Source organism: Lachnoanaerobaculum sp. ICM7 (assembly GCF_000287675.1).
Lineage (GTDB): Bacteria > Bacillota > Clostridia > Lachnospirales > Lachnospiraceae > Lachnoanaerobaculum.
Window position 1 is genome coordinate 186780 of the sequence record NZ_ALJL01000036.1, and the last position, 14135, is coordinate 200914.

Consider the following 14135-nt stretch of genomic DNA (forward strand, 5'->3'; position numbering starts at 1 on the left):
AAAGACTAACTATTAAAAGTCAAGCCTTAAAATGATATTTTTTAAATAAAGTACAGAAATGTATTTTAGATATATTTGGAATACAGTTAGAGTTCCTTGCACTTTGGAAATTGCATGACAAAAAGAGCATCATGATAGGTGCATGAAAAAGGAGTATTGAATTAGAGTTAATTAAGCTACTTTAATGTATTGCTGATTCGATTTTACAAGATGATAAATAACTCGAACCAGTTTTTTGACGGAATGAGATATTGCAACGTTATAATGCTTGCCTTCAGCTCGTTTCTTGGCAAGGTACCCGGCAAATGTCGAATCCCAGTGGCAAACATACTTGGCTGCATTGTACAGGGCATATCGTAGGTATTTGGAACCTCGTTTTTCTATGTGCGAGTATGCTGAGTCAAGCTGTCCTGATTGATATGTTGATGGTGAAAACCCGGCATAAGCTAAGATTTTATCAGGAGAATCAAACCGACTGAAGTCACCGATCTCGGCAATGATCATAGCGCCCATACGATAGTTGATACCTGGAATACTGAGAATTGGAGAATTAATTTCATCCATGATAATTTTAATTTCATTTTCGATTTCCTCAATCTCAGAACCAAGTTCCAGTATCAACTGGATAGTATGTTTTAGTTCAAGAGATTTGGCCGGCACATTTGAGCCGATAGAAGCTCTTGCAGCTTCCCTGAAAGTTATGGCGGTATCTTTACCATATCGACCTTTAGATGCATCTGAAAGAAGATTTGTAAGTCTGGTAAGATGTGCACCGGCTATATGTTTAGCCCCGGGAAATTCAGAAAGCAATGCATAAACGGATGCCATATGAAGTGTTGGTACAAGTTTTTCTAATTCAGGAAATAAGATACAGACCAGTCTTGAAACAGAAGTTTTTAGCTTGGCACGTTCTTTCACCTTATCAAAACGATAACGAGTTAATGACTTTAATTCTTCGTTGTGGTAAGATGTGTCTGAGTAGGACTTCAAGTTCACATCAGACATGAGCATGTAAGCAATCGTGCGGGCATCTACTTTATCCGTTTTCGTGAGTCTAAGGCTTAGACTTTTTCTGTACAGATTTGAATGTAACGGATTGATGACATAGGTGGTCAGACCTTTATCAATGAGATATCCTAAAAGATTGTAATTATAGTGTCCGGTAGCTTCTAGTCCTACTTTTACTTTTGTTACATCTTCCATAACAGATTCTATTCTTTGGTAAAGGACATTGAAACCATCTTGATTGTTAGAAATGGTAAAAGCTTTAAATAATACTTCTCCATTAGAGCTTGTGATAAAGCAATCATGTTTATCCTTAGCGACATCAATTCCTACGTAAATCATAATAATCTCCTTTAAAATGTATTTGATACTGTTTTAGAACCACAGGGACTCCTTGCGATTGTAGCCTCGTTCTAAATAAACCGTCATGCGGTATCTAACTGATTAACAAATGAGCAAAGAGACTGTGGTTGGAGCCTTTCTAAAACCATCAAGTGGTAGGAGGTTAGACCAATCCACAGCATCTTATATATCATAGTCGAACCTACGGAAGAGGTAAAGAAAAGACTATGACTTAATAGTTATAAAGACCTTGGAGAGGGTCTCTAAAAACTACTACTATATAATACGAGAGAGATAGAAATGAGAAATATTGTTGAAATAAAAGAAGTTTTTAAAACAATTGATAAAGAAGAAATTTTAAGTGGTATCAACCTTCAAATTGCTGAAGGAGAAATCTATGGTTTTCTAGGACCGAATGGTGCTGGAAAAACAACGTTAATGAAATGTATGTTATCCTTATCAACAATTACATCAGGTAGTATTGAAATTTTTGGGAAAAATCTACAAGAACACAGAGAAGAAATCCTAAGTCAGATTGGAAGTATTATTGAATCACCAATTTTTTATGATAACTGCACTGCAAAAGAAATTTTGGAAATTCACGCTCAGTATATGGGGAAAACTATTACTGAATCAGATATAATAAGAGCCTTAAGAATGGTCGGATTAAAAAATACGACTAAAAAAGTAAAAGATTTTTCGTTAGGAATGAGGCAAAGGCTTGGTTTAGCTCGTGCCTTTCTAACAAAACCTAAATTGTTAATTTTAGATGAGCCAATCAATGGTTTAGATCCAATAGGAATTCAAGAAATTCGAAATCTTTTGTTGTCGCTTTCTAAGGAGCATGGAATTACAATACTAATATCGAGTCATATATTATCGGAAATTTCACAGATAGCAGATAAAATTGGTTTTATCAAAAATGGAAAAATTGTAGAACAGGTCTCTATGAAAGAGATTAGGAGAGAGAATATTGACTTAGAAGAATATTTTATGTCACATTTTCTAAATTAAATTAAGAATTATGAGGTAGATTAAGGATGAAACAATTGATAAAGAACCATCAGAAGGCTTTTTATGCTTTCATGATATTTAATATACTGGTCCCTTTAACTAATATTGCTTTTGCTTATTCTATTAAAGGTATTATTGATAGTGGCATGTCTCAAAATAAAGAAGCCTTAACTCAAGCGGTACTAGTAGGAGCTATTGTTATTCTCATATATGCAGGGCTCAACTTTATATCTCTTCGATTGAAAAATAAACTTGTTAGGCAAATCATGTCAAGATACAAAAATAAGGTGTTCCAATCTATTTTAGATAGGGATTATAGAGACTTTTCTAAAGAAAAATCAGGGGAATTTATTTCTGTATTAACCGAAAATATGAAGAAAATTGAGCAAGATTATCTACACCAGTATTTTAATATTTCAAAAAACCTTTCCTTAATGATTTTTTCGCTCCTAGCTATGTTTATAGGTAATTGGTATTTGACCTTATTGGTTATCATTGCTAGCATTATTCCAATGATGATTTCTGGATTCATTGGACAAAAATCAGCTTATCTTCAAAAGAGTGCCATGATTGCAGATCAGAAGTATTTAGCTAAGGTTAAAGATATTTTAGCAGGATTTCTTGTTATTAAAAGTTTTAATGTGAAAGATGCTATCTGTGAGGATTATAGTTATGAAAGTGAAAAATTGGATGAGATATATTTTATAAAAGGAAAATTTGATGTTTTAGCAAATGTTATTTCACAGCTTTCAGGGATGATTGTTTTTTTGGTAGCTTTTGGTGGAGGGATGTACCTCGTATTTAATGGTTCTACCACAATTGGGAGTGTGACAGCTATTGTTCAACTAGTCAATTTTGTAGTAATGCCACTAAATGAAATTGGTATGGGAATGAGTAAATTTCGTGAAGGGCAAGCAACACTTAATGCATTTGAGGTAAAAGATGTAATTGGACTTCAGACTGGTGAAACGAAAGAATATTTCGATGATGTCATTTCTTTTTCAAATATAGACTTTTCTTACCCTAATGCTGAAGAAAAAATTTTTAATCATTTATCTTTGAAGATTCAAAAAGGGGAAAAAATTGCAATTGTAGGAATGTCAGGGAGTGGAAAATCAACTTTGCTCAATCTATTGCTGCGTTTTTATGATGTAACAAGTGGACATATTTCAATTGATAATCAAGATATACAAGCTATTTCAGCAGAGAGTCTTTATAACTTGATGACGATTGTTCAGCAAGATATTTATATCTTTGATGATACTTTAAGAGCAAATATTACTCTTAATCAATCCTTCACTGATGAGGAAATAAAGAAAGCTGTACAGCAGTCAGGTTTAGAAAGTTATGTTTTAGAAAATGAATTAGGTCTACAAGCTTTATGTGGAGAGAATGGATCAAATTTATCTGGCGGACAAAAACAAAGAGTTAGCATTGCGCGCGCCTTGATTCGAAAAACACCAATCTTATTATTGGATGAGGCTACTTCATCTTTGGATAATCAAGTAACTACTGAAATTGAAAGTTCAATCTTGGATATTAAAAATTTGACTGCACTTGTAGTAACCCACAAGTTGAATGAGAACATTTTGAAAAAATACGATAGAATTCTCTTTATGAAAGATGGCATTATTGTTGAAGATGGTTCTTTCAGTGATTTGATGGATAGGAGAGGTGAGTTTTATAAGTTGTTTGAGTTGAGTGTGTAATTCTCTTTCATTTTATTTTATAGTATAATTTTATAAAACACTTTATCACTTTCGTTCTATAATATAGAAGCTTGCTAGCACCACATGAGGAGAAATCATGAGGGATATTCTCAATTGAATAAGTAAGAGTATAATCTACATCTCCAAAGTAGGAGTGGCCAGTTCCAGCAGAAAGACCTTCATAGGTTTTATAACTGAATAGATCGACTACTTTGTTGTCGAATTTTTCCTGTTCTTCAAGTAATTCTGAGGAATAGACGACAACTTTAAAATAAAATAAACTAAAAATGCTCTAAAATCATTAAATTGATATAAAAGTGTTTTTTATTGTCAAATTATACAATTGAAAAAATTTCCAGTTTTTTTAAAATCACTATCTCAGATGACAATTTAATCAAAATATGATATAATACAGAAAAAGTAAAAATAACAAAAGTAACTTACAAAAGTAAAAGAAAAAAAGTAAATAGATAGCCACGGCGGATATTCCTTTCATCGTTTAGAAGGAGTTGCTGTGGTTATAGTTGTTGCTGAGCTAATTAATTGCTCTTATTACTTAGATGAAGTTACTTTTATTATTGAATTAATTTGAATAATAATAACGATCAATGAAAGTACTCATCGATATTCCCTTTATGCAGTTTAGAGCACAAAGGAAAATGGTACTGATTTGATCGTTTTTTTGTGTATTGACATCTTTTGACTTAAGATTTTATTTTTATTGACAAAGATATAATATTGTGATTAAATAAGCTTAGAAACAATATTCCATAAAATAAAATATTTACTGAAATAATATTTTATAATTTTGCGAATGATAGGAGTTTTATGAGAGAAGAAGATTATCAGGTTTCTTTTGAAATAATTGCTACGGCAGGTGACAGCAAGGGTTATTCAATGGATGCCATCTGTGATGCAAGAAAGGGCGACTTTGAATCTGCAAATGAAAAGCTTAAAGAGGCGAATCAAAGACTTTTACAGGCTCATGAATTACAGACAGATATGATTGCAAAGGAAGCCGGAGGTGAGCAGGTTCCTGTAAACATTATTCTGATACATTCACAAGACCACCTTACAATGGCAAATGTAGCTGAGGAGTTGGCGGAGGAGATGATCTCACTCTATAAAACAATAGCCGATCTTAAGACGGAAATAGAAGAAATAAAAAAGAAAATATAAAAGTGATTGGGAGTTCCATAAAATTTGGAGGTAATACATTGGATATAGTATTGCAAATCAAAGAGGAATATTCAAAACTGACCAAGTCGGAACAGAGAGTGGCGGATTATTTTATAGATAATTATAAAGATGCTATAAATCTAAGTACACAATCAATTGCGGCAATAACGGGCACATCACCGGCTACAGTTATCAGATTTGTAAAAAGTTTGGAATTTGACGGTATTCAACAGCTGAAACTCGCATTAGCTGCAGATTTGGATTCGGATAAAGATTATACAGGGGATGAGATAATACATCCTGAGGACGAACTTGAAGATATTATAGAAAAAAACAAAATAAATCTTATTAAGAGCATTGAAAAACTTTATGCTCTGATGGATATAAGTCTTATTGAAGAGGCGATAGATGCAATAGATAATGCAAGGAAAATATATCTGTTTGGAGTAGGAGCCAGCGGAATAGTTTGTTACGATATAAATTATAAGCTTTCAAGAATAGGTAAGGATGTTGTATTTAATAATGATATACATTTACAGCTTGTTAATTTGAATTTTATTAAAAAAGAAGATGCCTGTGTCTGTATAAGTTATAGCGGAAATACAAAGGAGACTGTCTTGGTGGCTGAAATTGCAAAAAGGTCAGGGGCAAAGACAATAGGTATTTGTTGTTTCGGCAAGAATGAATTGTCTAAAATCTGTGATATAACTCTTCGTGTTCCGCATGATGAGAGAGAATTAAGACTTGGAGCAATTTCAAGTCGTAATACAACGCTTACTTTACTTGATATGATTTATCTTGCAATATCACACAGACATTATCCTGAAGTTCTTGAAGATATTGAAGCTACAAGAAATTTGATAAAGAAGCTTAGAGACTGATTTTGTTAAAGGAAGTGAAAAAATGAGAATGCTTTGGGGAGGTGCAAGCGCCTCAAGTCAATATGAGGGTGGATTTGATCTCTTTAATAAGGGTATAGATACACAGGACTGTAGAAGATATGTAAAAAGGACAGACAACGCCACCACATCTACAAGACTTTTAACAAAAGCCGATATAGAAAGAGCCAAAAATCCGAAAGACGGTGATTTCTTTCCGGGAAGAAGGGGGAGTGAAGGACTGTCACATATAGATGAGGATATAGATTACCTCAGTGAGCTTGGAATAGATATATACAGGATTTCAATTGCTTGGTCGAGAATATTTCCTACAGGAGAGGAAGAGAATCCTAATGAAGATGCCCTTAAGATGTACGGAGATATTTTAAAGAAGCTTAAGTCAAAGGGTATCAAGATATATCTCAGTCTTACACATTATGCTCTACCTCTTGCACTGGTCGAAAAATATGGTGGTTGGAAAAACAGAAAGCTTGTCGATTTGTATTTAAAATATGCAAAAGTAATATTTGAAAGATTTGGTAAGTACTTGGATTATGTAGTACCTTTCAATGAGATAAATACCGGATTTTTCAGCCCTTTCAACGGACTTGGACTTCTCAGAGATGAAAATAAAGAGGGAAGCGGATATGATTTAAATGACATATTTGCAGGACTTCACAATCAGTTTATAGCTTCAGCAAAGGTAATAGAACTTGGAAGAAAAATGCTTGATGCAAGTTTCGGATGTATGGCCGCATGTTTTTGCTATTACGGTTACTCATGTAATCCGCTTGATCAGTTGAAAACATTACAGTACGAGCAGGTAAATCAATGGTTCTTTACAGATGTATTGGCAGGTGGAGAGTATCCTTACTATATGAAGAAGTACTTTAGAGATAACAATGTTAAAGTGGAGTTTTTACCGGGAGATGAAGAACTTCTGAAAAACAACACAGCCGATTTTGTGGGATTTTCATACTATCAGTCAAATGTGTGTGCATCTGAGGAAATGGAAAAGACAGCAGGTAATCTTGTGGTAAGTACAAAGAATCCGTATCTGAAAGCAAATGAGTGGGGATGGCAGATTGACCCTGTGGGCATGAGAATTTCTATGAACAAGATTTATGACAGATATAAAAAGCCTGTAATGATCACAGAGAACAGCTTCGGATACAATGATGTACTTTTGGACGGCAATATCATAAATGATGACTACAGAATACAGTATTTGAACGACCACTTTGAACAGATAAAGCTTGCTGTAGATGACGGAGTGGAATGTCTGGCATATTTGCTTTGGGGCATTGTAGATATCGTATCCGCCGGTTCACTTGAGATGACAAAGAGATACGGAGTGGTATATGTTGATGCCGACAACCTCGGTAACGGTACATATAAAAGATATAAAAAGAAGAGTTTTAAATTCTACAAGGATTTTATAGAAAAGGAGAAAAACAGTGTTAAGTCTTGACAGTTTGGATACAGAGAGAAGAAATATTAACACGATGAATCTTGACGAACTTTCCGCTGTAGAAATTATTGAAAAGATAAATCAAGAGGATGAAAAGATAGCCGACTGTGTAAAACCTGCCATACCTGAGATAGGAAAGGCTGTGGAGTTTGCGGTTGACAGTATAAAAAGAGGCGGAAGGCTTATTTATATAGGTGCAGGTACATCGGGAAGACTTGGTATACTTGATGCCAGTGAATGCCCTCCTACATATGGCGTACCGTTTGACATGGTAATAGGTATTATGGCAGGTGGAGATAAGGCGATGAGAAAAGCTGTAGAAGGTGCCGAGGACTCAAAAGAGCTTGCCGTAAATGATTTGAAGGAACTTGAACTTAGTGAGAAGGATACTTTGGTAGGACTTGCAGCAAGCGGAAGAACACCATATGTAATAGGCGGTTTGGAATATGCTAAAAGTCTCGGAGCAAAGACTGTAGCTGTAAGTTGTGTAAGAAATGCAAAAATATCGGAGCTTGCATACGCCCCTATAGAGGTAGTTGTAGGAGCGGAAGCTGTGACAGGTTCTACAAGAATGAAAGCCGGAACAGCTCAGAAGATGGTATTAAATATGATTTCCACCACAACTATGGTAAAAATAGGCAAGGTGTACCAAAATCTTATGGTAGATGTTGCGACAACCAATGAAAAGCTGAGAGTAAGAGCACTCAATATAGTAAGTGAGGCCACAGGTATAGATAAGGAAAACTCAAAAAAGCTTCTGGAGGAATCAGGCTATGATGTCAAGGTGGCCATAGTTATGGGACTTGCAGGTGTGGATGCGCTAAAGGCAAGAAAGACACTTTCGGATAATGAGTTGAATGTCAGCGCCACAATAAAGAAGTTACTTAAGACCGGCAAATAGTTTGAAAACACTTCAAAGTGTTTTAGTAAAATCTTATGATATGTGGTAAATGTTTTACATTAAAAACAAAAATCTGATATAAAAAGAAAATGAAATCAGATTTAGAAAGAAGGTAATATATGAAGGTATTATTTGTTTGTTCGGGTGGTATGTCATCAACCATTGCCGTAAATGCATTGAAGAAAGAGGCTGAAAAGCATGGTGAAAAGATTGAAGTTCTTGCAATAGGAACTCAGGCTGTTGATGACGAGGTAAAGAACGGTTGGAATTGTGTGATGGTTGCACCACAGATTCGCCACAGATTTGATAATATCAAGGCTGCAGCAGAGGCACAGAATATTCCATGTGCATTAATTGAACCTATGGCTTATTCACCTCTGGGTGGACCTAAGCTTTATACACAGATGAAGGGATTAACAGGAGGTAATTAAAATGTTTGATAATATTGCTGCATTTTTAGACAAAAATCTAAGTACACCGATGGCAAAACTCAGTGAACAAAGACATTTAAGAGCTGTAAGAGACGGTATTATTGCAACTTTGCCTATAGTAATTGTAAGTTCACTTTTTCTTGTAATTGCATTCTTGCCGAACCAAATGCCGGCAACTTGGGGAATTGCACAGTTTATAAAAGCAAATGCGGGAAGAATTCTTCTTCCATATCGTATGGCAATGTATATTATGACATTATATGCAGTGTTCGGAATAGGATTTTCATTGTCAAAGAGCTATGATTTGGACGGACTTTCAGGAGCTATTCTTTCAGAATTGACATTCCTGTTGACAGTTGTACCTGTATCACTTCCTGAGGCAAGTGAAGAAATTCAAAGCCTTGCCGCAAACAATCAGGCTTTGGCAGATTATATTAAGGCAATACCAAGCGGTTGGCATCTTGGAATGTCATATATCGGATCTGACGGAATGTTTGTAGGTATTCTTTCAGCATTCTTTGCGGTAGAAATCTATAGATTTACCCAGAAATCAGGCTTTAAAATCAGAATGCCTGAGCAGGTTCCGGAATCTGTTGCAAGAAGTTTTGAAGCACTTACACCTACAGTTATTATTCTTCTTATAGTTTCAACCATATGTATGTGGCTTGGAATAAACGTTCACGGTATTGTAGGTTCTGTTATAAGACCTATAGTACATGTTGCAGATACACTTCCGTCAGTACTTTTACTTACATTCCTTGATTCATTCTTCTGGTGCTTCGGTATACACGGAAGCAGTGTAGTAGGTAGCGTTACAAGACCTATATGGCTTATGCTTCTTGAGCAGAACTCAAATGCGCTTGCAGCAGGAATGGCTATTCCGAATATTGCCCCGGAACCTTTCTATCAGTGGTTTATATATATCGGAGGTTCAGGAACAACTATAGGACTTGCAATCTTACTTTTATTCAGATCAAAATCACAGTATGGCAAGACACTTGGAAAGGTAGCTTTTGTACCGGCGCTCTTTAATATCAATGAACCGATGATTTTCGGATGCCCTATAATCCTTAACCCTGTTCTTTTGATACCTTTTGTTTTAAATCCTATTATTTGTGCTATAATTGCATGGATAGCAACCGAGCTTGGACTTGTAAACAGGGTAGTGGCGTCAGCACCATGGACTTTGCCGGGACCTATAGGTGCATTCCTTGCAACAAACGGAGATATCAGAGCACTTATATTAAATGTACTTTTGATAATTCTTTCAATACTTATTTACCTTCCGTTCTTTAACAAGTATGATGCAGATTTAAAGAAGCAGGAAGAAAGTGACGTTGCTGCATAATATTTTACGTAATAATATAAAGGAGAGTTATGCGTAGACTTGGGATATCAATTTATCCTGAAAAAGACAATGTGGAAAATATTATTGAATATATTAAGAAAGCCGGATTTTCCGGCTTTTCTCGTATCTTCTCATGTCTTTTATCAGTGAATAAATCAAAAGAAGAGATAATACATGATTTTAGTAAGATAAATCGTTATGCAAAAAGCCTTGGGTTTGAAATAATAGTTGATGTATCACCTTCAGTTTTTGATAAACTGGGAATATCATATAAGGACCTTTCTTTCTTTAAAGAAATAGGAGCGGACGGACTTAGACTTGATCTGGGATTTAGCGGACTGGAAGAGTCTGTTATGACTTTTAATGAATACGACTTGAAGATAGAAATTAATATGTCAAATGATGTTTCAACTATTGATACAATAATGAATTATGAACCTAACAGATACAATCTATACGGATGTCATAATTTTTATCCGCATAATTACAGCGGACTCGGACTTGATTTCTTTAAAAGCTGTACAAAAAGATTTAAAAAATACGGTCTGAACACTGCGGCATTTATTACCACAAGAAGTAAAGGATCGTTTGGTCCATGGCCTACCGATTTCGGACTTCCGACTTTGGAAATGCACAGAAATATGAGTATTGATAAGCAACTAAAGCATATGATTGCTATGGATGACATTGATGACATTATTATTTCAAATTGCTATCCGACAGATGAGGAGATTGAAAAGATAAAAAGCATTCCTCTGGACAGAGTATGCTTCGATGTAAAACTTTTGCCCGAACTTCCTGTACTTGAAAGAACTATAGTTTTAAAAGAAATGCATTTTAACAGAGGCGATAAGTCGGACAATTTTATCAGATCTACGGCTTCAAGGGTAAAGTACAAGGGTGAAAAGTTTGAAGTAATAAATCCCGCACCTATAAAAAGAGGTGATATTATAATTGAAAGTTCGCTCTACGGTCATTATGCTGGAGAACTGCAGATTGCTTTAAGCGATATGGAAAATTCGGGGATGAGCTCCGTGGTCGGGCATATTGATAAAGATGAGTTGTTCTTGCTTGACTATATAAGGCCTTGGCAGAAGTTTGCCATGAAGGAATCAAAGGAAGTATAGATGAAAAATACTTATTACATAGGAATAGACGGTGGGGGAACAAAGACAAATTTTATACTGTTTGACAGTGATAAAAACAGTATAGCATCCGTTTTAATGCCTACAATCCATCCTGCGCAGACAAGTTTTAAAGAAGCGGTATCTATTCTTACCGAGGCGAGAGAAAAGTTGCTTATTAATATAAAAGACTGTGATTATGATTTGAAGGTGGGAGCAGGTCTTGGAGGATACGGTATAAATAAGGATTACAGAAAAAAGCTTGAGGATGAGTTTTCATCAGTATTTGAAGAGTTCAGGCTTTATTCTGATGCCTACGCCGCAATGCTTGGCGCACTTGGAGGAGATGACGGAATACTTATAATTGCAGGTACAGGAAGTATAGGACTTGCAAAGATAGGTGAGAATACATACAGGTGTGGCGGTTTCGGATACAGATACGGCGACGAGGGCAGTGCATACAGTATAGGAAAATCGATTATTTCAGCAGCCTTAAAGGAATCTGACGGCAGAAACAAAAAAAGTAAGATATATGATCTGGTACTTGAATATTTTAAGATGAATAGTGTGAATGATATAGCAACGAGCGATTTCACAAGAGAGCATATAGCAGGTCTTGCGGCAGAGGCATCAAAATATATTTATAGCTGTGAAAGTATAAAGATTATCTTTGAAAGAGCGGCAGGAGAAATAACTCTACATATAAAAGCATTGAGTGAAAAATTTGAAAATAAAATAAAGTTAAGTTATATAGGAGGAGTCTTTAAGTCTGAGTTTATAATGAAAATGATAAAAGAAATGAATCCGGATATTGATATTGTTTCACCGATATTTCCACCTGAAAAAGGGAGTATACTACAAGTATAGTGAAAAGCGGGAATATTTCTGCTATAATGAGTATAAATAAAAAATTATATTTTGTTGAGGTGAAAAATGGGAAAAAGAAAACTGGCATCCATACAGTATGTACATAATATCACGCCTATAGAGGGTGCTGAAAAGATAGAATGTGTACATGTATTGGGATGGCAATGTGTAGCTAACAAAGGTCAATTCAGTATAGGTGATAAATGTATATATATGGAAGTGGATTCATTCCTTCCTGTATGTGAACGTTTTGAATTCCTTCGAGCAAGCAGCTTTAAAGAGAATGAAATAATGGGGGCGGGATTCAGGCTGAAAACCATGAAATTCAGAGGACAGATATCACAGGGATTGGTACAACCTTTAGAAATACTTCCTGAAGGTAAATATGAAATAGGTGATGATGTAACCGAACTTCTTGGAATAAGAAAATGGGAAATAGAGGAGAGAGTAAGCAATGACGGTACTGTTATTGCAGAGTTTCCTAGTGAAATCTCAAAAACCGACGAGCTTAGAGTGCAGTCATATCCTGAGTTAATAGAGGAGTTTAAATCTGTAAAGGGATATTACATTAGTACTAAAATGGACGGTTGCAGTGTAACCATGTATAAGAGCGGTGATCATTTCGGTGTATGCGGAAGAAACTACGAATATGCAGATGATGATAAATGTGATATGTGGAAATATGCACATGAACATAGAATAGAAGAGAGATTAAAAGAAAATAATCTTGACGATATAGCAATTCAGGGTGAATTTTGCGGACCGGGTATTCAAAAAAACAGACTTAATCTGAAAACACCTGAGTGGTATGTATTTACGATAACAGATATGAAAACTAATACAAGGCTTTCCATGTATAAGACTGAGGAGATATGTAAGCTTCTTGGTTTAAATATGGTGCCTGTTGAGGAAGTGGAAGAAGAGTTTAAGTACAAAAGCGTTGATGAACTTTTGGAAAGGGCAAAGGGAAAGTACACTTCAGGGAAGAATAAGGAAGGTATCGTAATAAGACCGGTTGAAACTGTGTATTCAAATACCATAGCAGGTCCGCTGTCTATGAAAGTTATAAATAATGATTATCTTTTGAAAGAGTAGTAAAATACTTTTATAAAATTGAGAGGGCTACAGTTTAGGATGCAAAAATGAGTTCGAAACTGTAGCTTTTTTTGTGTTTTTTTAAAAAGTCACTTGACTTTAGAAATACGAAAAAGTATAATGAGTACACTGCTTTTGCAGGAGGCTTAATTCAAACATCATAATAACTTAAAAATAATTTAAATTGTAGTTGACAAGATGTTGAATTAATGGTATTATATCAAAGTTGCTTGAAAAGAGCAAAATAAGCCCCAAATAATCTGAAAAAAACTTTTAAAAAGTTGTTGACAAGATGAAATGAGCTTGATATAATAGTTAAGCTGTTTCAAACAGCAAGCAAACGAACCTTGATAATTTAAGATTAAACAGTACACACAACCCTGAAAAATTTGCATATTTTTGTTAACGAGAGCAAGCGTAAGCGAAGCTCGAGTTTAGAAAAATAGTACACCTCGTCGAGCAAGGCGAGACGATGGTGCTACCTTTAAAAATATGATGAAGTTTCAGAAAAACAACGTTTAGATTCGAACAGAATTTAAAACCTTTAAAAAACAGTAGATCTGTGAAAACAGATGCAAGCTAGCGAGAAGGCTAGATTAAACTTTTATATGAGAGTTTGATCCTGGCTCAGGATGAACGCTGGCGGCGTGCTTAACACATGCAAGTCGAACGAAGCTGCTTAAAGGAAGTCTTCGGATGGAATTTAGGTAGACTTAGTGGCGGACGGGTGAGTAACGCGTGGATAACCTGCCTTATACAGGGGGATAACGG

General features: G+C 35.2%; 12 protein-coding genes and 1 rRNA gene. 12 read left to right on the plus strand and 1 reads right to left on the minus strand.

The window, feature by feature from the left end:
• Nucleotides 1–171: 171 nt before the first annotated feature.
• Nucleotides 172–1347, minus strand: a complete 1176-nt coding sequence (locus HMPREF1140_RS12540) for an IS110 family transposase (protein WP_009664213.1) — start codon at nucleotides 1345–1347, stop codon at nucleotides 172–174.
• A 300-nt stretch (nucleotides 1348–1647) separates the two neighbouring features.
• Here HMPREF1140_RS12540 and HMPREF1140_RS12545 point away from each other — a divergent pair, with 300 nt between their 5' ends.
• The 12 genes from HMPREF1140_RS12545 to HMPREF1140_RS12600 form a co-directional block, all read left to right on the plus strand.
• Entirely contained in the window at nucleotides 1648–2361 is a 714-nt protein-coding gene (locus HMPREF1140_RS12545; protein ID WP_009664206.1) for an ABC transporter ATP-binding protein, read from the plus strand.
• Nucleotides 2362–2387: 26 nt separating this feature from the next.
• Nucleotides 2388–4070, plus strand: coding sequence for an ABC transporter ATP-binding protein (locus tag HMPREF1140_RS12550; protein ID WP_009664060.1), 1683 nt, complete (start codon nucleotides 2388–2390; stop codon nucleotides 4068–4070).
• A gap of 828 nt (nucleotides 4071–4898) precedes the next feature.
• Nucleotides 4899–5249: a PTS lactose/cellobiose transporter subunit IIA gene (locus tag HMPREF1140_RS12555; RefSeq protein ID WP_009664173.1), complete on the plus strand. Its 351-nt coding sequence runs from the start codon at nucleotides 4899–4901 to the stop codon at nucleotides 5247–5249.
• Between the two features lie 38 nt (nucleotides 5250–5287).
• Nucleotides 5288–6130: a MurR/RpiR family transcriptional regulator gene (locus tag HMPREF1140_RS12560; RefSeq protein ID WP_009664198.1), complete on the plus strand. Its 843-nt coding sequence runs from the start codon at nucleotides 5288–5290 to the stop codon at nucleotides 6128–6130.
• A 22-nt stretch (nucleotides 6131–6152) separates the two neighbouring features.
• Nucleotides 6153–7598 carry a glycoside hydrolase family 1 protein gene (locus HMPREF1140_RS12565; protein ID WP_009664061.1) on the plus strand — a complete coding sequence of 482 codons (1446 nt, stop codon included), beginning with the start codon at nucleotides 6153–6155 and terminating at the stop codon, nucleotides 7596–7598.
• Nucleotides 7585–8499, plus strand: a complete 915-nt coding sequence (murQ, locus tag HMPREF1140_RS12570; protein WP_009664169.1) for an N-acetylmuramic acid 6-phosphate etherase — start codon at nucleotides 7585–7587, stop codon at nucleotides 8497–8499. Before HMPREF1140_RS12565 ends, murQ begins: the two co-directional genes overlap by 14 nt.
• Nucleotides 8500–8618: 119 nt before the next feature.
• Nucleotides 8619–8930, plus strand: coding sequence for a PTS sugar transporter subunit IIB (locus HMPREF1140_RS12575; RefSeq protein WP_009664069.1), 312 nt, complete (start codon nucleotides 8619–8621; stop codon nucleotides 8928–8930).
• Between the two features lies 1 nt (nucleotide 8931).
• On the plus strand, nucleotides 8932–10278 hold the full coding sequence (locus tag HMPREF1140_RS12580) for a PTS sugar transporter subunit IIC (RefSeq protein ID WP_009664152.1): 1347 nt from the start codon (nucleotides 8932–8934) through the stop codon (nucleotides 10276–10278).
• 29 nt (nucleotides 10279–10307) lie between these two features.
• Entirely contained in the window at nucleotides 10308–11405 is a 1098-nt protein-coding gene (locus HMPREF1140_RS12585; protein ID WP_009664175.1) for a DUF871 domain-containing protein, read from the plus strand.
• Nucleotides 11406–12269 (plus strand): N-acetylglucosamine kinase, encoded by an 864-nt coding sequence (locus tag HMPREF1140_RS12590; protein ID WP_009664113.1) that lies wholly within the window; start codon nucleotides 11406–11408, stop codon nucleotides 12267–12269. It abuts the gene before it with no gap.
• Between the two features lie 66 nt (nucleotides 12270–12335).
• A complete protein-coding gene (locus HMPREF1140_RS12595; protein WP_009664191.1) occupies nucleotides 12336–13364 on the plus strand; it encodes an RNA ligase family protein in 1029 nt (342 codons plus the stop codon).
• A gap of 604 nt (nucleotides 13365–13968) precedes the next feature.
• Nucleotides 13969–14135 (plus strand): 16S ribosomal RNA (locus HMPREF1140_RS12600); the annotation flags it as partial.